At 64.7% G+C, this 20,209-nt stretch carries 16 protein-coding genes, 4 tRNA genes and 2 pseudogenes; 14 read left to right on the forward strand and 8 right to left on the reverse strand.

The window, feature by feature from the left end; translation table 11 throughout:
* Positions 1-40: 40 nt before the first annotated feature.
* The 12 genes and pseudogenes from ASF66_RS07665 to ASF66_RS07720 all read left to right on the forward strand — a co-directional run bounded on the left by ASF66_RS07665 (position 41) and on the right by ASF66_RS07720 (position 13,690).
* Positions 41-679: a cysteine dioxygenase gene (locus ASF66_RS07665; protein ID WP_056843339.1), complete on the forward strand. Its 639-nt coding sequence runs from the start codon at positions 41-43 to the stop codon at positions 677-679.
* Positions 676-2,259 (forward strand): rhodanese-related sulfurtransferase, encoded by a 1,584-nt coding sequence (locus ASF66_RS07670; protein ID WP_056843340.1) that lies wholly within the window; start codon positions 676-678, stop codon positions 2,257-2,259. The genes ASF66_RS07665 and ASF66_RS07670 overlap by 4 nt, the downstream gene beginning before the upstream one ends.
* Positions 2,260-2,374: 115 nt before the next feature.
* Positions 2,375-3,169 carry a class II aldolase/adducin family protein gene (locus ASF66_RS07675; protein ID WP_056843341.1) on the forward strand — a complete coding sequence of 265 codons (795 nt, stop codon included), beginning with the start codon at positions 2,375-2,377 and terminating at the stop codon, positions 3,167-3,169.
* Positions 3,170-3,230: 61 nt separating this feature from the next.
* A pseudogene (locus tag ASF66_RS07680) lies at positions 3,231-4,007 on the forward strand (ABC transporter permease); the annotation flags it as partial.
* Between the two features lie 5 nt (positions 4,008-4,012).
* Positions 4,013-4,795 carry an ABC transporter ATP-binding protein gene (locus ASF66_RS07685; protein ID WP_056843343.1) on the forward strand — a complete coding sequence of 261 codons (783 nt, stop codon included), beginning with the start codon at positions 4,013-4,015 and terminating at the stop codon, positions 4,793-4,795.
* Positions 4,796-4,969: 174 nt separating this feature from the next.
* Positions 4,970-6,622 (forward strand): ABC transporter substrate-binding protein, encoded by a 1,653-nt coding sequence (locus tag ASF66_RS07690; RefSeq protein ID WP_056843344.1) that lies wholly within the window; start codon positions 4,970-4,972, stop codon positions 6,620-6,622.
* Positions 6,619-7,578, forward strand: a complete 960-nt coding sequence (locus ASF66_RS07695) for an ABC transporter permease (RefSeq protein WP_056843345.1) — start codon at positions 6,619-6,621, stop codon at positions 7,576-7,578. Before ASF66_RS07690 ends, ASF66_RS07695 begins: the two co-directional genes overlap by 4 nt.
* A gap of 20 nt (positions 7,579-7,598) precedes the next feature.
* Positions 7,599-8,543: an ABC transporter permease gene (locus ASF66_RS07700; protein WP_082484533.1), complete on the forward strand. Its 945-nt coding sequence runs from the start codon at positions 7,599-7,601 to the stop codon at positions 8,541-8,543.
* Positions 8,540-10,160, forward strand: a pseudogene (locus ASF66_RS07705) (dipeptide ABC transporter ATP-binding protein). Before ASF66_RS07700 ends, ASF66_RS07705 begins: the two are co-directional and overlap by 4 nt.
* Before the next feature lie 285 nt (positions 10,161-10,445).
* Positions 10,446-11,423: an ABC transporter substrate-binding protein gene (locus ASF66_RS07710; protein ID WP_056843346.1), complete on the forward strand. Its 978-nt coding sequence runs from the start codon at positions 10,446-10,448 to the stop codon at positions 11,421-11,423.
* A gap of 12 nt (positions 11,424-11,435) precedes the next feature.
* Entirely contained in the window at positions 11,436-12,770 is a 1,335-nt protein-coding gene (locus ASF66_RS07715; RefSeq protein WP_049861498.1) for an LLM class flavin-dependent oxidoreductase, read from the forward strand.
* A gap of 62 nt (positions 12,771-12,832) precedes the next feature.
* A complete protein-coding gene (locus ASF66_RS07720) occupies positions 12,833-13,690 on the forward strand; it encodes a TauD/TfdA dioxygenase family protein (RefSeq protein ID WP_056843347.1) in 858 nt (285 codons plus the stop codon).
* 102 nt (positions 13,691-13,792) lie between these two features.
* Here the strand turns inward: ASF66_RS07720 and ASF66_RS07725 are convergent.
* From ASF66_RS07725 to ASF66_RS07740, 4 genes are all read right to left on the reverse strand, one after another.
* Positions 13,793-13,868: transfer RNA gene (locus tag ASF66_RS07725), tRNA-Gly, on the reverse strand.
* Positions 13,869-13,871: 3 nt separating this feature from the next.
* Positions 13,872-13,947: transfer RNA gene (locus tag ASF66_RS07730), tRNA-Glu, on the reverse strand.
* A 103-nt stretch (positions 13,948-14,050) separates the two neighbouring features.
* Positions 14,051-14,126, reverse strand: a tRNA-Gly gene (locus ASF66_RS07735).
* Between the two features lie 2 nt (positions 14,127-14,128).
* Positions 14,129-14,204 (reverse strand) — tRNA-Glu (locus ASF66_RS07740).
* Positions 14,205-14,535: 331 nt separating this feature from the next.
* Here ASF66_RS07740 and ASF66_RS07745 point away from each other — a divergent pair.
* On the forward strand, positions 14,536-15,306 hold the full coding sequence (locus tag ASF66_RS07745; RefSeq protein ID WP_056843348.1) for a hypothetical protein: 771 nt from the start codon (positions 14,536-14,538) through the stop codon (positions 15,304-15,306).
* Between the two features lie 13 nt (positions 15,307-15,319).
* Here the strand turns inward: ASF66_RS07745 and ASF66_RS07750 are convergent, their stop codons facing one another.
* Both ASF66_RS07750 and ASF66_RS07755 read right to left on the reverse strand, forming a co-directional pair.
* Complete coding sequence (locus tag ASF66_RS07750; protein WP_056843349.1) at positions 15,320-15,811, reverse strand: GAF domain-containing protein; 492 nt, start codon at positions 15,809-15,811, stop codon at positions 15,320-15,322.
* Entirely contained in the window at positions 15,808-16,698 is an 891-nt protein-coding gene (locus tag ASF66_RS07755; RefSeq protein WP_056843350.1) for an ATP-binding protein, read from the reverse strand. Before ASF66_RS07755 ends, ASF66_RS07750 begins: the two co-directional genes overlap by 4 nt.
* Before the next feature lie 125 nt (positions 16,699-16,823).
* On the opposite strand from ASF66_RS07755, the gene ASF66_RS07760 reads away from it, so the two are divergent.
* A complete protein-coding gene (locus ASF66_RS07760; protein ID WP_056843351.1) occupies positions 16,824-19,133 on the forward strand; it encodes a response regulator in 2,310 nt (769 codons plus the stop codon).
* Positions 19,134-19,151: 18 nt separating this feature from the next.
* On the opposite strand, the gene ASF66_RS07765 is transcribed toward ASF66_RS07760, so the two are convergent.
* Positions 19,152-19,634: a glutathione peroxidase gene (locus ASF66_RS07765; protein WP_049861505.1), complete on the reverse strand. Its 483-nt coding sequence runs from the start codon at positions 19,632-19,634 to the stop codon at positions 19,152-19,154.
* A 20-nt stretch (positions 19,635-19,654) separates the two neighbouring features.
* Complete coding sequence (msrB, locus tag ASF66_RS07770; RefSeq protein ID WP_049861506.1) at positions 19,655-20,062, reverse strand: peptide-methionine (R)-S-oxide reductase MsrB; 408 nt, start codon at positions 20,060-20,062, stop codon at positions 19,655-19,657.
* Positions 20,063-20,209 lie beyond the last annotated feature (147 nt).

The raw sequence follows: 20,209 nt of genomic DNA on the forward strand, positions 1-20,209 counted from the left end.
TTTGCTAGGGTAATAACGAATCTGTTCGAGGGCTACTGAAATGACTCATCCCCTGCGCTATGACCGTTTTCGCCAGTTCGTCGGCGACCTGGCCGAGCTGCTCGAGCGCACGTCCAGCGAGCCCGAGGTGCTGGAGCACGGCGCGCTGTTGCTGCAACGACTGGTCAGCCATGACGACTGGCTGCCGGAAATCGCTGCGCAACCGGATCCGCAACGCTACCAGCAATTCCTGCTGCACGCCGATGCGCGCCAGCGCTTTTCCGTGGTGAGCTTCATCTGGGGCCCGGGGCAACGCACACCGATTCATGACCATCGCGTCTGGGGCCTGATCGGCATGTTGCGCGGCGCCGAATTTTCTCAGGGCTTCAGCCGCACGGCCGATGGCCGCCTGGCGCCCGACGGTGCGCCTGTGCGTCTGGGTCCGGGGCAGGTCGAGGCGGTCTCGCCCAGCGTCGGCGATATCCATCAGGTCAGCAATGCCTTCGACGACCGTGTCTCCATCAGCATCCATGTCTACGGCGCCAACATCGGTGCCGTGAAGCGCGCCGTGTACAGCGAGAGCGGCGAGGAAAAACCCTTTATTTCCGGCTATTCCAATGCCGGCATCCCCAATTTCTGGGACCTGTCCAGAGAGCCTGCGTCCACCGAAAGCTCGATCAAAGAGAGATCGCCCGCATGACCAAGATTGCCGTACGCCCCTACTCCGCCATTCGCCGTGCATTGCTGGACAAGCAGGAGCTGGCCCTGATCGATGTGCGCGAGGAAGCGCCCTTCGCCGAGGCGCATCCGCTGTTCGCCGCCAACATTCCCCTGTCGCGCCTGGAGCTGGACATCTATGCCCGCGTACCGCGTCGGGATACCGCGATCACTGTCTACGACGATGGCGAAGAACTTGCCCAATTGGCGGCGCAACGCTTGCAGGCGCTGGGCTATACCGATGTGGCCCTGCTGGAAAACGGTCTGGCCGGCTGGCGCGAGGCGGGTGGAGAATTGTTTCGCGACGTCAACGTGCCGAGCAAAGCGTTCGGTGAACTGGTGGAAAGCCGTCGCCACACACCCTCGCTGGCGGCCGAGGAGGTTCAGGCACTGCTCGACCGTCAGGCGGACGTGGTGGTGGTCGACGCGCGCCGTTTCGATGAATACCAGACCATGAGCATCCCCGGCGGCATCAGCGTGCCGGGCGCCGAACTGGTGCTGCGCATCCGCGAACTGGCGCCGAACCCGCAGACACAGGTGATCGTCAACTGCGCCGGGCGCACCCGCAGCATCATCGGCACGCAGTCACTGGTCAACGCCGGGATTCCCAACCCGGTGGCGGCGCTGCGCAACGGCACCATTGGCTGGACGCTGGCCGGTCAGGCCCTGGAGCACGGCCAGCAGCGTCGTTTCGGTGAAGTCGACGAACACACCCGTGCCGCGGCGGCGCAGTCGGCACGCGCAGTGGCAGACAAGGCCGGCGTGCAACGGGCAACGCTGGCGGCACTGGGCAACTGGCAGGCCGAACAGGGGCGCACCACCTATGTGTTCGACGTGCGCACCCCGGAAGAATACGCGACCGGGCACCTGCCTGCGGCTCGCTCCACGCCCGGCGGTCAGCTGGTGCAGGAAACCGATCACTTCGCCAGCGTGCGCGGCGCGCGCCTGGTGCTGGTCGACGACGACGGTGTGCGCGCCAACATGAGTGCGTCGTGGCTGGCCCAGATGGGCTGGGACGTGTCCGTGCTGGACGATGCGCAATCCAGCGACTTCACCGCCACTGGCGCCTGGCAGGCACCATTGCCGCCCCTGCCCGAGGCGCCGACGGTCAGCCCGACCACACTCGCCCAGTGGCAGAGCGAGGGCGACACCCAGGTGTTCGATTTCACCACCAGTGCCAACCATGTGCAGCGCCACATCGCCGGCGCCCACTGGGCACTGCGCGCGCAACTGCCCCAGGCCTTGGAGAATGTACCGGTGGCCGAGCGCTACGTGGTGACCTGCGGCAGCGGTCTGCTGGCGCGCTTCGCCGTGGCCGACCTGCGAGCCTTGACTGGCAAACCTGTCTTCCTCCTCGAAGGCGGCAACGCCGCCTGGGTGGCGGCAGGCCTGCCGGTGGAGCAAGGCGAGCATCATCTGGCGGTGCCTCGCAGCGATCGCTACCGCCGCCCCTACGAGGGCACCGACAACCCCCGCGAGGCCATGCAAGGCTATCTGGACTGGGAGTTCGGTCTGGTCGAGCAACTGGCCAAGGATGGCACCCACGGCTTCAAGGTGATCTGACCGCGCCACACCCCTTACCTCACTGGCAGCTCGGGACCTGATGAAACCGGACCGAGCGGCGATCGCGCCTCAGCGCCGTCGCCGCCGGTCTGTACGTTTTTCAGGAGAGACCCGAATGACTTCGTTGTCCGTTCTGCACGATTCCACGCCCACGCTGCGCCAGCGTGTCACGCCCCAGGAATGGGAGGTGCGCGTCAAGCTCGCGGCTGCCTATCGACTGGCCGCGCAATTGCGCTGGACCGACCATATCTACACGCACTTCTCGGCGCGGGTACCCGGCGATCAAGAGCACTTCCTGATCAACGCCTTCGGCCTGCTGTTCGATGAAATCACGGCATCCAACCTGGTCAAAGTCGAAATCGACGGTGAACTGATCGACGACCCCCTGGGCCTGGGCATCAACCACGCAGGCTATGTGATCCACAGCGCCATTCACCGCGCGCGTCCTGACCTCAAGGCCGTGTTGCACACCCACACCCGCGACGGCGCCGCCGTGTCGGCGCAACGCAACGGCCTGCTGCCGCTGTCCCAGCACGCCCTGCTCTACTACAGCCGCGTGGCCTACCACGGCTATGAAGGCATTGCCCTGGACCTCGACGAACAGACGCGCCTGGTCAGCAACCTGGGCGACAGCAACATCCTCATCCTGCGCAACCATGGACTGTTGACCGGTGGCGTCAGCGTGGAGCACGCCTTTCGCGAACTGCATGGCCTGGAGCGGGCCTGCAACATCCAGATCGCCGCCCAGGCCGGCGGCAATGCCGACCTGCTGCTGGCGCCGCACGCGGCCATCGACAAGGTGCACCAGCAGTCCGCCAGTGCCGCCAGCGGCGACAACCCCAAGATCCAGCTGCACTGGGACGCCTTGATCCGTCAGCTGGACCGCGAGGGCCAAGACTATGCCACCTGAAATCGCCCTCCAGCCGGTTGCACAAGCGCCCTTGCAGATGCTGGACATCACCCCCAGTGCGTCCCGCCGCGGCGTGCGCGTGCCAGGCTTCGTGCTGAGGCTGCTGAGCCCGCTGGCGATCCTGGTGCTGTGGGAGCTGGCCTCCCGGGCCGGGCTGATTCCACCGCGCATCATCGCCGCGCCGTCGAGCATCGCGGTGACCTTCTGGGCCCTGACGGTCAGCGGCGAACTGCCCATGCACCTGTTGATCTCCCTGCAACGCGCGGTGTCGGGGCTGGCCATCGGAGTCGTCATCGGCACCGTCGCCGCGCTGTTCACCGGGCTGTCGCGACGCGGCGAAGTGCTGCTCGACTCGCCCATGCAGATGCTGCGCACCGTGCCGTCACTGGCGCTGGTGCCGCTGTTCATTCTCTGGTTCGGCATCGGCGAATTCACCAAGGTCGCGCTCATCGTCATGGGCACCACCTTTCCGGTGTACCTGAACCTGTTCGCCGGTATCCGCAGCATCGACCCCAAGCTGATCGAAGCCGGCAATACCCTGGGGCTGAACCGCCGCGAACTGGTCTGGCACGTGATATTGCCCGGCGCATTGCCGTCCTTCTTCGTCGGCCTGCGCTATTCCCTGGCGATTTCCTGGCTGGCGCTGGTGTTCGTCGAGCAGATCAACGCGACCTCCGGCATCGGCTTTCTGGCCAGCGACGCGCGAGACTTCATGCGCACCGACATCATCGTCATCTGCCTGCTGGTGTACAGCCTGCTGGGGTTGGTGATCGACGGCATCATCCGCGCCCTGGAGCACTACGCCCTGGCCTGGCGCCCCTCCTTCGTGAAGAGCTGATTCCCATGACCGCACACACCGCGCTGCACCCCCAACCCGCCGTCAGCCTGCAGAACGTGGTGCGCCAGTTCGGCGCCAATCGTGTCATCGACGGCCTGGACCTGGACATCGCGCCCGGCGAGTTCGTTGCCCTGCTGGGCGCCAGCGGCTCGGGCAAGACCACTCTGCTGCGCTCGCTGGCCGGGCTCGATCCGATCGAGGGCGGCCGCCTGCTGGTGCCCGCGGCGCGCTCGGCAGTGTTTCAGGAACCGCGCCTGATGCCGTGGAAACGGGTGTGGAAGAACGTTACCCTCGGCGTGCGCGACCCGCAGGCTCGCGAGCGGGCGGTCAAGGCCCTGACCGAAGTGGGCCTGGCGCATCGGCTCGATGCCTTTCCGGGCACCTTGTCCGGCGGGGAAGCCCAGCGCGTGGCACTGGCCCGCAGCCTGGTGCGCGAGCCTCGTCTGCTGTTGCTGGACGAACCCTTCGCGGCCCTCGACGCATTGACCCGTATCCGCATGCATCAACTGATCATCGACCTGTGGCGCGCCCACGGACCGGCAGTGTTGCTCGTCACCCACGACGTGGAAGAAGCGATCCTGCTGGCCGATCGCATCATCGTGCTCAAGCAGGGGCGCATCGCCGAGGCGCTGCCCATCGGCCTGGATCGCCCTCGGGAAAAAGGCACCCCGGCCTTCAATGCCATTCGCCGTCGTCTGCTCGGACTGCTGGGCGTGGACGCCAGCCCGCCTCAGGTGGCCGATGGGCCCCTGCCGCTGGCCAGCAGACCCAGAGCGCTCGCGACCTGAATCCAGGTGAGCCCTTCGCGGGCAGAGGGCTCGCCGCCCGCCCCGCTCCCACAAAGAACTCGCCGCCCGCCCCGCCCCCACAGGCACCACCAACCTCTGTGGGAGCGGGCTCTGCCCGCGAATGGCCCCACCCCAAACCCAAGCCGATCACAGCACTACAAAGGACCCTCACCCATGCCCCACCCAACCCCCTCATCGGCTTCGAACCCACACCAACGCCCCCGCCTGCTAGCGCTCGGCGTACTGCTCGCATCGCTTGCGGGCTGCTCACCCTCGGCCCCCGAGCAGGCCGACAAGACCCTGAAGATCGCCTTCTTCGGCGACAACACCACCCTGGTCAGCGTCGACCCGTTCCAGGTCTACTGGCTCGAACACCGCGTGCTGTTGCGCAACGTTGCCGAATCCCTGACCGATCAGGACCCCGACAGCGGCAAGATCATTCCCTGGCTGGCGAAAAGCTGGAACATCAGCGACGACGCCCTGAGCTACACCTTTCACCTGCGTGACGACGTCACCTTCAGCAACGGCGAGCGCCTCGATGCACACGCGGTCAAGACGGCGTTCGACAGCGACAAGGCCTTCGCTCAGGAACTGCCGGCCACCTTCGGTGCCACCTACCTGGCCGGCTACGACCACGCCGAGGTGCTGGACGACTTCACCATCAAACTGGTGCTGTCGCGACCCAACGCCGGCTTCCTCCAGGCGACGTCCACCACCAACCTGGCGATTCTCGCCCCGGCGTCCTACCAGTTGACCGCCAAGCAGCGCTCGCTGGGCCAGATCATCGGCACCGGGCCTTTCGTGCTGGAGCACTACACACCGGAGAGCGGCGCCCGCCTGACCCGTCGCACGGGCTATCACTGGGCGTCGGCGAACATGAAGAACAAGGCCGACGCTCATCTCGATGCGGTGGACATCAGCTACATCGCCGAGGAAAGCGTACGCAATGGCCTGTTCCTGCAAGGCAAGGTCGATGTGCTATGGCCGCGCAACCCCTTCTCGGAGGTCGACCTCAAGCTGTACCAGAGCAAGGGCGCGACCATCCAGAGCCGTGCCTTGCCGGGCCCGGCCCTGAACCTCTACCCCAACACCCGCAACGGCCGCGTGCTGGCCGACAAGAAGGTCCGTCAGGCACTGCTCAAGGCCATCGACCGCAAGAGCTACGCCAGCACCGTGTACAACGCCGATTTCCCGGTGGTGACCGGCGTCTACGACAGCACCACGCCGTACTTCAAGGCCCAGGGCGACAAGCTGGCCTACGATGCCGCCGGTGCCGCGCGCCTGCTCGACGAAGCGGGCTGGGTCACGGCTGCCGACGGCTATCGGCACAAGGACGGCAAGCGCCTGAGCCTGGCCTACAACATCAACGGCAGTGAAACGGCGGGTGATGTGCTGGTGCAGGACCAACTGCGCAAAGTGGGCATCGACCTCAAGCTCAACGTGGTGACCCGCGCCGAATGGACGGCGGCCAACGCCCAGGGCAACTACGACCTGACGTCCACCTACATGACCCGCGCCGACCCGATCATCCTGCAGACCATTCTCGATCCGCGCAGCGCCAACAGCTCGACCCTGGCCACCAACACCTACGAACCGGCCACTCTCAACCGCGCGACCGCCCTGTTCGATGCCGGCATCACCGCCACCCAGACCGAGCAGCGCGCCAAGGCCTATGGCGACCTGCAGGACCTGTTGGTGGACGAAGCCTCGGCCTTTCCGATCTACGAGCGGGTCTGGCAGGCCGCCACCGCCGCGCGGGTGAAGAACTTCCACTGGACCGCCGAGGGCTTCGCCTTCCTCGGTGACATCGAGGTCGGCACGCCATGAACCGTTACCTGCTGGGCCGTGTCGGCCAGGCGCTGCTGGTGCTGTGGGGCGCCTATACCATCACCTACTTCATCCTCTACCTGCTGCCGGGCGATACGCTGTCGATCATGCTCAGCGCGTCGGGCATCGAGGTCGATGCGCTGTCACCTGCGGACCTGGCCAAGGCGCGTGCCTACTACGGGCTGGACCGCGGTCTGTTCGAGCAGTACGGGCACCTGCTCTGGCAGGCCCTGCAGGGTGACTTCGGCCAGTCGCTGTCACTCAACCGGCCCGTGACCGCTTTGCTGGCCGAGCGTCTGCCCCAAACCCTGACCCTGGCGGGCACCGCCATCGTGCTGTCGTTGATCGGCGGCATCGGCCTGGCCTACCTGACCGCCTACGTGCGCTGGCAACCCCTGCAATCGGCCATGGCGCGCCTGCCGTCGCTGGGGTTCTCGGTGCCGGTGTTCTGGCTGGGCCTGCTGCTGATCCAGGTGTTCGCCTTCGGTCTCGGCTGGTTTCCCGCCACCGGCAGCCAAGGCCTGGACAGCCTGGTGCTGCCGGCCATCACCCTGGCGATCCCCAGCGCGGCAGTGTATGCGCAGGTGCTGCAACGCGGATTTCAGCACGTGGCTCGCGAGCCCTACATCACCACCGCCTACGCCAAGGGCCTCAGCCGCGCCCAGGTGCAGTACCGCCACGGCCTGAAGAACGCAGCGCTGCCCATCCTCACGCTGTTCGGCCTGCAGGTCGGCAATACCGTGTCCGGCGCGGTGCTGGTGGAAACCATCTTCAGCCGCAACGGCGTCGGTCGCCTGGCCCAGGAAGCGGTGCTACGCCAAGACATCCCGGTGGTGCTGGCCATTGTCGCGATCTCGGCCGCCGCCTTCGTGGTGGTGAACCTGCTGGTGGACCTGCTCTACCCGATCTTCGACCCCCGTATCACCCACGCGCCTGCCGCGCCCACAGCGGCCTAGGCCAGCCAAGGACTTCCCTCATGCCTTCATCCAATGCCGTGCGTGATCTCGACCAGCGCCTCATCCCGGCCGCGCCTGCTGCGACGGTCTACGCGCCGCCACCGACAGCGGTCCTGCCCGCCTGGCGGCGGCGCAGTCGCTGGGCGCGCCTGCTCGCGGCCTCACGTCCCTCGTCACGCCGACCTGGCTTCCTGCTGGCAGCCCTGATGGTCGCCTTCGCCTTGCTCGCGGCCGTGGCACCGGGCGCGCTGAGCGGCTTCGACCCCAATGCCACCGCGCCGCTGGCCAAACTCACCGCGCCGAACGCGACCCACTGGTTCGGCACCGACGAGTTGGGCCGCGATCTCTACACCCGGGTGATACACGGTGCCAGCCTGTCGATCCAGGCTGCGCTACTGGCCGTCGGCCTGGCCCTGCTCGGAGGCCTGACCCTGGGCGTGCTGTCGGGGTTCGCCGGTGGCCGCGTGGATGCGGTGATCATGCGCGTGATCGACGTACTGCTGGCCCTGCCCGGCTTGCTCCTGGCCCTGGCCATTGTCACCGCCATCGGCTTCGGCACCTTGCCGGTGGCCCTCGCCGTGGGTGTGGGAATCATCCCCGGCTTTGCCCGCACCACCCGCGCCGAAGTCCTGCGGGTCAAGACCCTGCCCTATGTCGAGGCCGCACGACTGGGCGGCGCGAGCTGGCTGCAGACCTTGTGGCGGCACATCCTGCCCAACGCCTGGGGCCCGGTCGCGGTACTCGCCACCCTGGATTTCGGCGCGGCCATCCTGGCCACCGCCGGGCTCAGCTTCCTGGGTTTCGGCGCCGCACCACCGGCGCCGGAATGGGGCACGCTGATCGCCACCGGCCGGCACTTTCTGATCACCGCACCCTGGGTGGCGCTGTTGCCCGGCGTGTTCGTCGTGGCAGTGGTGTTCAGCCTCAACCACCTGGCCCGCACCCTCGAAGAGATCAAGCGATGAATCCGCTCATTGAAGTGCACGACCTGAGCATCGCCTACCGTCACGGGCCGCAACAGACCCAGGCCGTGACCGATGTATCGTTCAGCCTGATGCAAGGCGAGACCCTGGCCATCGTCGGTGAATCCGGCTCGGGCAAGACCACCATCGCCAACGCCATTCTTGGCTTGCTGCCGGACAGCGCCGTGGTCACCGCCGGGCGCCTGTTGGTGGCTGGTCAGGACCTGAGCCAGGCCAGCGAACGGACCAAACGCCAGTTGCGCGGGCGCACCATCGGCCTGGTGCCGCAAGACCCGATGGTCAGCCTCAATCCGACCCAGCGCATCGGCCGCCAGATCGCCGAAGCCTTGGTGCTGGCCAAGGGTGCGCGCTACAAAGGGCTGGACGCCGACGTCAGCGAACTGCTGGCGCAGGTGGGTCTGGACAAACCGCAGCTGCGCGCCCGGCAGTACCCCCATGAGTTGTCCGGCGGCATGCGCCAACGGGTGCTGATCGCCATTGCCCTGGCCGGCAACCCGCGCTTGATCATCGCCGACGAGCCCACCAGCGCCCTGGACGTCACCGTGCAGCGGCGCATCCTCGACCATCTCGAAGGGCTGGTACGCGAGCGCGGCATTTCCCTGCTGATCATCACGCACGACCTGGGCGTGGCTGCCGACCGAGCCGACCGCGTGCTGGTGATGAAGGCCGGCGCGTTGGTCGAACAGGGCACGCCGCACCAAGTGCTGGCCAACCCGAGACAGCCCTATACCCGCGCGCTGATCGCCGCCGCGCCGGCGTTCGCCGAGCCCCGCGCACCGCGCCCGGCTCTCGCCTCGGGACAGATACCCCTGCTTTCCCTGACGGCGGTGAACAAGCATTACCGCCTGCCACGCATACGCGGCCAGGCCGAGCGTTTCCAGGCGCTGGCCGATGTGAGCTTCAAGGTCTGCGCCGGGCAGACCTTGGGCATCGTCGGCGAATCGGGCTCGGGCAAGAGCACAGCGTTGCGCATCGCCTTGGGCCTGGAGAAAGCCGACAGCGGTCGCGTTCAGTTCGCCGATCAGGATCGTGACCGACTTCGGCTGGCGACAATTCAGACCGTTGCGGCGGCGCATGCAGTTAGTCCAGCAGAACCCCTTCGCAGCGCTGGACCCGCGCCTGTCGATCTTCGACAGCATCGTCGAGCCGCTGGTCTCGTTCGGGCTGGCCAAAGGTGCGGCGCTGGATCGCGCCGCGCGTGAGCTGATCGAACGGGTGCATTTGCCGGCGCATTTTCTCGACCGTCTGCCCAGAGAACTGTCCGGCGGTCAGCGCCAGCGCGTGGCCATCGCCCGGGCGCTGGCGTTGCAGCCCGATCTGGTACTGCTGGACGAGCCGGTGTCGGCGCTGGATGTTTCGGTGCAACGGCAGATTCTCGACCTGCTGGACGAACTGCAACGCGAGCTGGGTATCGCCTATGTGATCGTTTCGCACGATCTGGCGGTGATCGCCAACGTGGCCGATGACGTGCTGGTCATGCGCCAGGGCCGCATCGTCGACCAGGGCCCCACCGCCCAGCTGTTCGACCAGCCATCGAACCCCTACACCCGAGCGCTGCTTGACGCCGTTCCCGGCAAGCGCCAACGGGCCCTGGCCTAGAACCCGCAAGAGCGGTCATAGGCCGCGAACCTGGTACCGCGTGGTTTCTGGTAGACCGCGGCGTTGCGTTCGCGGCCGATGACCGCTCCTACGGGGATGCAGTAAATGGGGCAGGATCACAATATGCGCATTACGCATAATTTAGTATTTGATAAACCCACAAAAAGAATAATTAACATAGAACTAAATGTCATTTCACAGCGCCCCTTTAGAGCTTTAGTTTGAACCCAGACCGACCCCTTGCCTGGTGGAGGTAACTCAATCCCTCTTCAGGAGTCGCTGTCCATGACCCGTTCCCGTGTCCTTTCCCTCGTTCTGGCGGTGGGGCTGCTGGCCGCTGGCCCGCTGGCCTTGGCCGACAAGCTCGAACCGTTGCGCGTCGCCAATCAGAAATCAAGCCTGAAGCTGTTGCTCACCGCAGCGGGAGAACTCAAAGACGTTCCCTACCCCATCGAGTTTTCCGAGTTCGCTGCCGCCGCGCCCCTGGGCGAAGCGCTGAACGCCGGTGCGGTAGACGTGGGTTACCTGGGCGATGCGCCTTATGTATTCGCGCTGGGTTCCGGCGCGCCGCTCAAAGCCGTCAGCATCACTCATTTCGAAGGCCGCTACACCACCTCCATTCTGGTGCCCAAGGACTCGCCACTGCAGTCGGTTGCCGACCTCAAGGGCAAGCGCGTGGTCACCAACCGCGGTTCCATCGGCCACTTCCTGGTGATCAAGGCCCTGCGCGACGCGGGCCTGAAAACCTCCGACATCACCTTCGTCAATTTGCTGCCCAGCGACGCCCAGGGCGCACTGCAACCCGGCGATGCCGACGCCTGGTCGACCTGGGACCCCTACACCACCATCGCGCTGAACCAGGGCAACGCCCGCATCCTGCGCAAGGGCACCGACCTGCTGACCAACAACACCTACCTGGTGGCCACCCAACAGGCCACCGAAAACAAACGCGCTCAGGTCGAGGACTTCGTCGTGCGCCTGGAGCGTGCCTACCAGTGGGCCAATACCCACCACGACGAGTTCGCCGCCGCTCAGGCCCAGGTCACCCGCCTGCCCTTGGCGGTGCACCTGGCCTCGGTCAACGAGACCCGCTACACGCGCGCCGAGATCACCGACGCGGTGATCGCCGACCTGCAGCAGACCGCCGACATCTATCTGGAAGAAGGCGTGCTGGCGCAGCCGGTCAAAGTCGCCCAAGGCTTCGACAAACACTTCAACGACTTCCGCGCACCCACCCAGACCCCGCTGGCCAGCGCGCCATAACAGGAGATTTCCATGAGCACACGACAACTGAAACTGGGCGCCATGATCCACGGCGTAGGGCACGGCTGGGGCGAGTGGCGGCATCCGCAGGCACTGGCCGACGCCAGCACCAACCTGCGTTACTACCAGCACCAGGCGCGGCTGGCCGAAGACGCCCGCTTCGACTTCGCCTTCATCGCCGACAGCCTGCACATCCACGAGCGCTCCAGCCCCCATTACCTCAACCGCTTCGAGCCGCTGACCCTGCTCTCGGCGTTGGCCGCCACCACCGAGCACATCGGCCTGGTCGCCACCATCACGGTCAGCTACACCGAGCCCTACCAGGTCGCCCGGCAACTGGCCTCCCTCGATCACATCAGCGGGGGGCGCGCCGGCTGGAACGTGGTCACCTCGTGGCTTTCAGGCACCGCCGACAACTTCAGCAAGGCCGAGCATCCACCCCATGCCGTGCGCTACAAGATCGCCCGGGAACACGTGGATGTGGTCAAGGGACTGTGGGATTCCTGGGAGGACGACGCCTTCACCCGCAACAAGGCCACTGGCGAGTTCTTCGACCGCAGCAAACTGCATGCCCTGAACCATCGTGGTGAGTTCTTCCAGGTCAAGGGACCGCTGAACATCGCTCGTTCGCGCCAGGGCCAACCGGTGATCTTCCAGGCCGGCGTTTCCGAGGACGGCCGCAATTTCGCCGCCCAGAACGCCGATGCGATCTTCTGCCGACACGAGTCGTTCACCGAGTCGCGCGCCTATTACCAAGACCTCAAACAGCGCGCTGCCAGCGCCGGTCGCAATCCGGACAAACTGTTCGTCCTGCCGGGCATCAGCCCCATCACCGGGCGTGATCGCGAAGAGGTGGAGCGTCGCTATCAAGAGGCCGCAGACCTGGTCGGCATCGAAGACGCCATCGTCGCCCTGGGCCGCCCGTTCAACGACTACAACTTCAGCGGCCACGATCTGGACGCCCCCTTCCCCGACCTCGGCGACCTGGGCGCCAACAGTCACAAGGGTACGTCCGAGCGGATCAAGCAACTGGCCCGTGACGAGCACCTCACCTTGCGCGAAGTGGCCCTGCGCTTTGCCAAACCCGAGCGGGATTTCGTCGGCCTGCCGGAGGAGGTTGCCGACGCCGTGCAAGCCTGGTTCGAGGGCCACGCCGCCGACGGGTTCATCATCAACTCGCTGCTGCCCGACGGCCTCGAATACTTCACCCGCTACGTGGTGCCGATCCTTCAGCAACGCGGCCTGTTGCGCACCGAGTACCCCGGCCTGACCCTGCGCGACAACCTCGGCCTCGAGGTGCCAGCCAATCGCAACGCGGCCCTGCGCCGCAACGAAGAAGTGGCCTGAAAACCGATTCCCCACCCGCCGTGGCCGTGGGCTCCGGCACTCGATCGCAAAGGACACCTGCCATGTTTGCCGAAAAAATACAGCGCCCCGCCACGGCGATCCGCGCCACCGCCTTGGAGCCGACCATCGGCGCGCAGATCGAAGGCGTCGATCTGCGCCACCCCCTCGACGCGCAAACCCGTGATCAGATACGTGCGTTGCTGCTCAAGCACAAAGTGTTGTTCTTCCGTGACCAACACATCGATACCGCCCAGCAGTTGGCCTTCGCTCGCCAATTCGGCGAGCTTTACCAGCATCCAACCACTCAGAAACAGGACCGAGAGCGGCCCAACGCTCACCTGATCCTGGCCAGCGAAGCCCGCGACCGTTATGGCGATGCCCGCAAGGGGCGCTGGCACACCGATACCAGCTGGATGCTCAAACCCACCTTCGGCGCCGTGCTGCGCGCCGTGTCGCTGCCCGAAACCGGCGGCGACACGCTGTGGGCCGACACGGGACTGGTGTACCGCAGCCTGCCGACGGCGCTGCGCGAACGCATCGATAACGCCTTCGTCACCCACAACTTCAAATCCTCGCTGGACAAGGTCGGCTACAACTATCCGATCCTCGCGCACCCGCTGGTGCGTACCCATCCCGAAACGGGTGAAGATGCCCTGTTCATCAATTTTTCGATGTCGCCGCAGATTCTCGGCCTGTCACTGGAGGAAAGCCGCGAGATCGTCGGCCTGCTGCTCAAGGAAGTGAGCAACCCCGAATACCAGCTGCGCTTCAAGTGGCAGCCGGGCGATGTAGCGTTCTGGGACAACCGCGCCGCCCTGCACTATCCGGTCTACAACTACGGTGATTTCCCGCGCGTGATGGAACGGGTCCTGATCGCCGACGATGACATTCCCCATCGACGCCGGGCTGATCCGGATTAATCGCGCTGAGCCCTTTGCGGCCGATGACCGCTCCTACGGTCGGCTCGCTAACGCGCACAAACAAAAACGCCGCTCATCTCTGAGCGGCGTTTTCATTGAATTTGGAGCGGGAAACGAGACTCGAACTCGCGACCCCGACCTTGGCAAGGTCGTGCTCTACCAACTGAGCTATTCCCGCAAATGGCGTCCCCTAGGGGACTCGAACCCCTGTTACCGCCGTGAAAGGGCGGTGTCCTAGGCCACTAGACGAAGGGGACACGCTGACCGAAACACATGGTGTGTATTACGGCGCCCAGACCCATGTCCGAAGACTGGATACTGGTTTCACTCAGTGCCGCCCGAGAGCCACACTGCTTAAACTGGAGCGGGAAACGAGACTCGAACTCGCGACCCCGACCTTGGCAAGGTCGTGCTCTACCAACTGAGCTATTCCCGCAATGGCGTCCCCTAGGGGACTCGAACCCCTGTTACCGCCGTGAAAGGGCGGTGTCCTAGGCCACTAGACGAAGGGGACACGCTACAACATTCACTCCCTGCCGCGCTTCGCTGTGTGCTTTACGCTGCAAGTGGCGCGCATTCTATGGATGCTTTCGAGGGTCGTCAACCCCCTGTTATAAATTTATTTAAATCAATGACTTCACTGCGCTTTGCAGGCCCTGTGGCAGGCCACTGCCAAGCGGCAATGCGCAGGAGGACCAATAAGCTTTTGACACCGTTAGTAGCACAAAGCCATAGTTGCCACACCCCTCCATGAGCAACCCATGGCTGCGGCAGGGCGGGCTGGGCTACCCGTGTCGGCACAGCGGCCCTACACTTGAACTTCATTCCACCTCGAGAGCTCCCCGGTGACTCCACTCATGATCACCCTGTTCATCGTAACGGGGATCGCCATCCTTATCGTCATCGGCCTGCTCAACAATATGGTCGAGAGCAACAAGCTGGCCAAGGCGCGCGACAAGCTCGAGCTCACCGATCGCCTGCGCCGCTGCGGCCGTATCGACGAGACGTTCCCCGGTCAACTGATGACCCCTGCCCTCAAGCAACTGCTCGCGCGACTGGAACTCAACATCAGCCAGCGCCTGCTGCAGCTCGACAAGCAGGACGCACCGCTAAAGGCTCGCCTGGAAGCTTTGCAGGCGGAAATCGCCAAGGGCGATGACATTGCCATCAATAACCCTCCTCTCCCGATCATGACCGAAGACCGAGCCAAGGAAGTGCGCTTCCTGCTCGAAGCCCTGCACGCCCAGGTAACCCGGGCCGGGCAGGAAGGCTTTCTCAGCACCGTCGAGACCAAACACTGGGCGAACGAAATCCGCGGCATCCTCGTGCTGCTGCACATCGAGTTCTTCAATAACCTGGGCCAGCAACTGCTGGGAGAGGGTCTGCCGGGTCGCGCCCGCCTGGCCTTCGAGCGCGGCGTGCAATACCTCAAGAGTCAACCCGACGCCGTGCTCTACCAGGAGCAACTGCAATACCTGCAGAAGATGCTCAAGCGCACCAACGCCATGGTCCTCAGCGAAATGGAGCCGACCGGAGACGAGGTCAACGAACTCACCGACGGTTTGAAAGCCGACGAGAAGGAAGACCCGTTCCAGAAGAAAGCCAACTACGACTGAAAGCGGTCGCGCTTCAGTAGCGGCTGCAGTCGGTCGATTGCAGGAAAATCGCCGCCAGTTGTTCCAGACCCTGCTGGTCGGCTTCGCTGAAGCGTGCGAGGCGCGGGCTGTCCAGGTCCAGCACACCGATCAGCCTGCCGTCCTTGAGCAGCGGGATCACCAGCTCGCTGTTCGACGCACTGTCACAGGCGATGTGGCCAGGGAACGCATGCACGTCCTCGACCCGCTGGGTCTCGCGGCTGGCTGCAGCCGCACCGCACACGCCACGGCCGAACGGGATGCGCACGCACGCCACCTGCCCCTGAAAAGGCCCGAGCACCAATTCCTCATTGCGGTTCAGATAGAAACCCGCCCAGTTCAGGTCATCGACCTGATTGAACAGAAATGCCGAAAACTGCGCCGCATTGGCGACGAAATCACGCTCGTCGGCCAGCAGCGATTCCAGTTGAGCGCACAGCATACGGTAGCCTTCCAGCCCCGCGCCTGCGGCGTGCAGATCGATCATGGTTGTTGCTCCAACAGTTTGAGACCCACCCAGTAGCGGGCGAATTGATAGGCGCAGCGGCCGTTGCGGTTGCCGCGGCCAGTGGCCCAGCGCACGGCGAGAATATCCAATTGCTCGTCACGGGACCATTGCAGGCCGCTGTCGCGGGCGAGCTCGCCGATCCAGTGTTCCACCACGCGCAGGAAATGCTCCTGGGTGAAGGGATAGAACGACAACCACAGGCCGAACCGGTCCGACAGGGCGATCTTGTCTTCGACCGCTTCGCTGGGGTGCAACTCGCCGTCGACCCGGGACCAGTTCTCGTTGTCGCTCTGATGTTCGGGAACCAGGTGGCGGCGGTTGGACGTGGCGTACAGCAGCACGTTGTCCGGCGCCTGCTCCAGCGAACCGTCAAGCACGCTCTTGAGCACCCGATAATCGCCCTCGCCCGCCTCGAACGACAGGTCATCGCAAAACAGCACGAAGCGTTGCGGCAGCTTCTGCAACCGCTCGACCACCCGCGGCAGATCGGCCAGGTGGTCACGCTCGATCTCGATCAGGCGCAAGCCCGCGGCGGCATGCTCGGCAAGCAACGCCCGCACCAGCGACGATTTGCCCGTGCCGCGCGACCCCCACAGCAACGCATGGTTGGCCGGATGGCCGTCGAGGAACTGCTGCGTGTTGCGCGCCAGCTGCTGGCGCTGTTGATCGACCCCGATCAGATCGCTCAGGCGCATGTCCAGACTGACCTCCAGCGGCAGCAGATAGCCGCTGCGGCCCTCGCGCTGCCAACGCGCAGCCAGGCACTGGTGCCAGTCGATTTCAGGGCGCAGCGCAGGCAGCAGCGGCTCAAGCCGCGCGAGTACGGACTCGGCGCGCTCAAGAAAGGCATTCAAACGAGAGTCCACGACTTTTCCTCAAGGCAAGTTGCGTGTAAAAGGTTCGGCAAGGGGACATGCCGTCGCACACTGCGGCGCACAGACATGGTCCATGCTTTGGCCCTGCGCACGGAATGGAAATTGGCCCAGTATCCATGGATATAAAATTCACCCAGCGGCTGTCCTATAAACAAGCCCGCTTGACGGTACTGGTCGGCTTCATTCTGGGGGCTTTGCTCAGCGTTATCCAGATCGGCATCGATTATTCCATCGTCGATCAAACCATCGATCGGCAAATGCGTTCGCTGCTGGAAATCAGCCACAACCCCGCCTCGCGCATCGCCTACAACATCGACGCCGAGCTGGCCAAGGAACTGACCCTGGGCCTGTTGCAATCGGAGTCGATCACCGCTGCACGGCTGACGGACAACACTGGCAACATCCTGGCCAGCGTGCAGCGGCCACGCCTGGAAAGCAGCTACCGCTTCATCAGCGACATCCTCTTCGATGCCCAACGTCAGTACGAAGACCCGCTGTTCCTCTCGCACATGCCCGACGACCGCCTCGGCACCCTGCAGTTGACCGTCGACACCTTCGCCATCGGCAACCGCTTCCTGCGCCGTGCCGAAATCACCTTGGCCAGCGGCTTCCTGCGCACGGCGCTGCTCACCGCGCTGCTCCTGGGCTTTTTCTACGTGATGCTGACCAAACCACTGAACCGGGTCATCCGCGCGTTGAGCAATAGCGATCCGCACCAACCCAAACCGGCGCGCCTGGACTTTCCCCCGGGCCACGAACATGACGAGATCGGCGTACTGGTGAAGGTCGCCAACCAGCAGTTCATCAGCATGGCCACGGAAATCCAGCAGCGGCGCAGCGCCGAGAACCGCCTGACCGAGTACCTGGGCGAGCTGGAAAACATCGTCTCGGCACGCACCACCGAGCTCAAGGCCAGCAATACCCGCCTGAGCATGTCCAACGAGGAGCTGGAGAAAGCGCGCCGTACGGCCTTGGACATGGCCCAGGCGCGCGCCTCGTTCCTGGCCAACATGAGCCACGAGATTCGCACCCCGCTCAACGGGTTGCTGGGCATGATCGCGCTGTCGCTGGACAGCCCGCTCAATGCCGAACAGCGGCAGCAACTCTCCATCGCGCACGATTCGGGCAAGGTGCTGGTCGAGTTGCTCAACGATATCCTCGACCTGTCCAAGTTCGACGCCGGGCAGCTGGAGCTCGAGCGCATCCCTTTCGACCTCGGCGCGCTGATCGAAGACACTGCCAACCTGCTGTCGCAGAACGCAGCGCCCAGTGTCGAGCTGACCTGCCTGATCGACCCGCATTTTCCGGCACTGGTCCTGGGCGACCCGACTCGGGTTCGGCAGATCGTCAGCAACCTGCTGTCCAACGCGCTGAAATTCACCCGCTTCGGCCGGGTCGACGTGCGCCTCTATACCCGGCCAGGTGGGGTGCGCATCGAAGTCAGCGACACCGGCATCGGCATCGCCCAGGAAGCCCAGGTCAAGATCTTCCAGCCCTTCACCCAGGCCGGCGCCGGCATCACCCGCCAGTTCGGCGGCACCGGCCTGGGCCTGGCCCTGACCAACAACCTCTGCGAGGCTATGAAGGGCCGCTTGAGCATCAGCTCCGAAGCCGGATTCGGCAGCCAGTTCTACGCCGACCTGCCGCTGGTTGCGCACAGCCCTGCCCAGGTGCCACCGCTGCTGCGCGGCCAGGTGGTGTTGGTCGGGCATGCCGGCAGCGGTCTGGCGGAGCTGTTGCTGGACGTGCTGCCACTGCGGGGCATCGATTACCAGCGCTACGACCTGGGCGGGGACCTCTCCGGCATCGCGCCGGACCTGGTGATCACCGATAACCTGGACTGCCTGTTCAGTCTGCGCCCAGGCATCCAGGCGCCGATTCTGCTGGTGACTGCCTATGGCAACTTCCTGCCGACCGAGCAGGCCAACGCGCTGATGCCGCTGCAGCAGCAAGCCCGACCGCTGGCACGCAACGCGCTGTATCAGGCCTTGCGTCGCAGCCTGGTGGGTGATGAGCCGGCGACGCTCGACAATCTCGCCAACCGGCGTAGCGCGCAGCGTCGCGCGCGTATTCTTCTGGTGGAAGACAACCCGGTGAACCAGCTGGTGGCCAAGGGCATGCTGAGCAAGCTGGGGTGCGAAGTCACAGTGGCTGCCCATGGTGGCGAAGCACTGAGCGAGCTGGAAAAGCGCGAGTTCGACCTGGTGCTGATGGACTGCAACATGCCGGTCATGGACGGCTACGAAGCCAGCCGGCAAATCCGTCGAAGCGGCCGCTGGCCACAGTTGCCGATCGTGGCACTCACGGCCAACGCCATGCCCGAAGAGCGCGAACGTTGTCGCGCCGCAGGCATGAGCGACTACCTGGCCAAGCCGTTTCGCCGTGAAGAGCTGGTGATGCTGATTGACCAATGGGTACCCGTATAGCCAGGCACCCAACCTGCTTCAGCCCAGCGCCCGCTCGATCTCGTGCGCCAGGTCGGCAGGCTTGGTCAGAGGCGCGAAGCGTTTGACGCTGCCGTCAGGCGCCACCAGAAACTTGGTGAAATTCCACTTCACCTTTTCCGAACCGAACAGTCCGGGCGCGCTTTTCTTCAGGTGAGCGAACAGCGGATGGGTCAGCTCGCCGTTGACGTCGATCTTGCGGAACATCGGAAAGGTGACGCCGAAGTTCTTCTCGCAGAACTGCACGATGTCCAGCGTATCGCCGGGCTCCTGATTGCCGAACTGGTTGCAAGGGAAGCCCATCACCACCAGCCCCTGCTTGCGATAGGTCTGCCACAGTTCCTCCAACCCCTTGTACTGCGGGGTGAAACCACACTGGCTGGCGGTATTGACCACCAGCAGCACTTTGCCGGCGAAATCGCCGACCGTCTTGTGCTGGCCGTCCAGGGTGATGCATGGGATGGAGAGAAGATCTTTGCTCATGGTCGCTTTCTTGTCAGAGGTCATGCAGGCTGTTCGGCCCGCGGCTGGAAATCCAGGCACACCGAATTGATGCAGTAGCGCAAGCCAGTCGGCGCCGGCCCATCGGGGAACACATGGCCCAGGTGCGACTCGCACGTGGCGCACTTGACCTCGGTACGGATCATGCCGTGGCTGGTGTCACGGATCTCGACCATCGCCTGCTCGCCGATCGGCGCGTAGAAGCTTGGCCAACCGCAGCCGGAATCGAACTTGGTGCGCGAATCGAACAGGGGCTCATTGCAACCCACGCAGATGAAGATTCCGTCACCTTTGAAATCGTTGTACTTGCCCGTGAACGGCCGCTCGGTCGCGCTCAGCCGGCAGACGTTGTACTGCTCGGGGTCGAGCATTTCCTTCCATTCTTGTTCGGTTCGCGTGAGCTTGGCCATCGGTACACCTCGGCGGTTCAAAAAGCCCGATCTGTGTCTTTTGCAACGATCGGGCGGCACGTATGATTGCGCCTTTGGACAGCAGTCTGTCACCCGCGTTTCAGCGATTCAATTTTTTCATCTTCAGGGCCGGCGCGGGCCTTGTCA

Source organism: Pseudomonas sp. Leaf129, from assembly GCF_001423465.1.
GTDB classification, from domain to species: Bacteria; Pseudomonadota; Gammaproteobacteria; order Pseudomonadales; family Pseudomonadaceae; genus Aquipseudomonas; species Aquipseudomonas coleopterorum.

Excerpts from the sequence above, each read along its gene's own strand:
- ASF66_RS07665 (WP_056843339.1), top strand. The coding sequence starts at position 41 with ATGACTCATCCCCTGCGCTATGACCGTTTTCGCCAGTTCGTCGGCGAC.
- ASF66_RS07670 (WP_056843340.1), top strand. The coding sequence starts at position 676 with ATGACCAAGATTGCCGTACGCCCCTACTCCGCCATTCGCCGTGCATTG.
- ASF66_RS07675 (WP_056843341.1), top strand. The coding sequence starts at position 2,375 with ATGACTTCGTTGTCCGTTCTGCACGATTCCACGCCCACGCTGCGCCAG.
- ASF66_RS07685 (WP_056843343.1), top strand. The coding sequence starts at position 4,013 with ATGACCGCACACACCGCGCTGCACCCCCAACCCGCCGTCAGCCTGCAG.
- ASF66_RS07690 (WP_056843344.1), top strand. The coding sequence starts at position 4,970 with ATGCCCCACCCAACCCCCTCATCGGCTTCGAACCCACACCAACGCCCC.
- ASF66_RS07695 (WP_056843345.1), top strand. The coding sequence starts at position 6,619 with ATGAACCGTTACCTGCTGGGCCGTGTCGGCCAGGCGCTGCTGGTGCTG.
- ASF66_RS07700 (WP_082484533.1), top strand. The coding sequence starts at position 7,599 with ATGCCTTCATCCAATGCCGTGCGTGATCTCGACCAGCGCCTCATCCCG.
- ASF66_RS07710 (WP_056843346.1), top strand. The coding sequence starts at position 10,446 with ATGACCCGTTCCCGTGTCCTTTCCCTCGTTCTGGCGGTGGGGCTGCTG.
- ASF66_RS07715 (WP_049861498.1), top strand. The coding sequence starts at position 11,436 with ATGAGCACACGACAACTGAAACTGGGCGCCATGATCCACGGCGTAGGG.
- ASF66_RS07720 (WP_056843347.1), top strand. The coding sequence starts at position 12,833 with ATGTTTGCCGAAAAAATACAGCGCCCCGCCACGGCGATCCGCGCCACC.
- ASF66_RS07750 (WP_056843349.1), bottom strand. The coding sequence starts at position 15,811 with ATGATCGATCTGCACGCCGCAGGCGCGGGGCTGGAAGGCTACCGTATG.
- ASF66_RS07760 (WP_056843351.1), top strand. The coding sequence starts at position 16,824 with ATGGATATAAAATTCACCCAGCGGCTGTCCTATAAACAAGCCCGCTTG.
- ASF66_RS07765 (WP_049861505.1), bottom strand. The coding sequence starts at position 19,634 with ATGAGCAAAGATCTTCTCTCCATCCCATGCATCACCCTGGACGGCCAG.
- msrB (WP_049861506.1), bottom strand. The coding sequence starts at position 20,062 with ATGGCCAAGCTCACGCGAACCGAACAAGAATGGAAGGAAATGCTCGAC.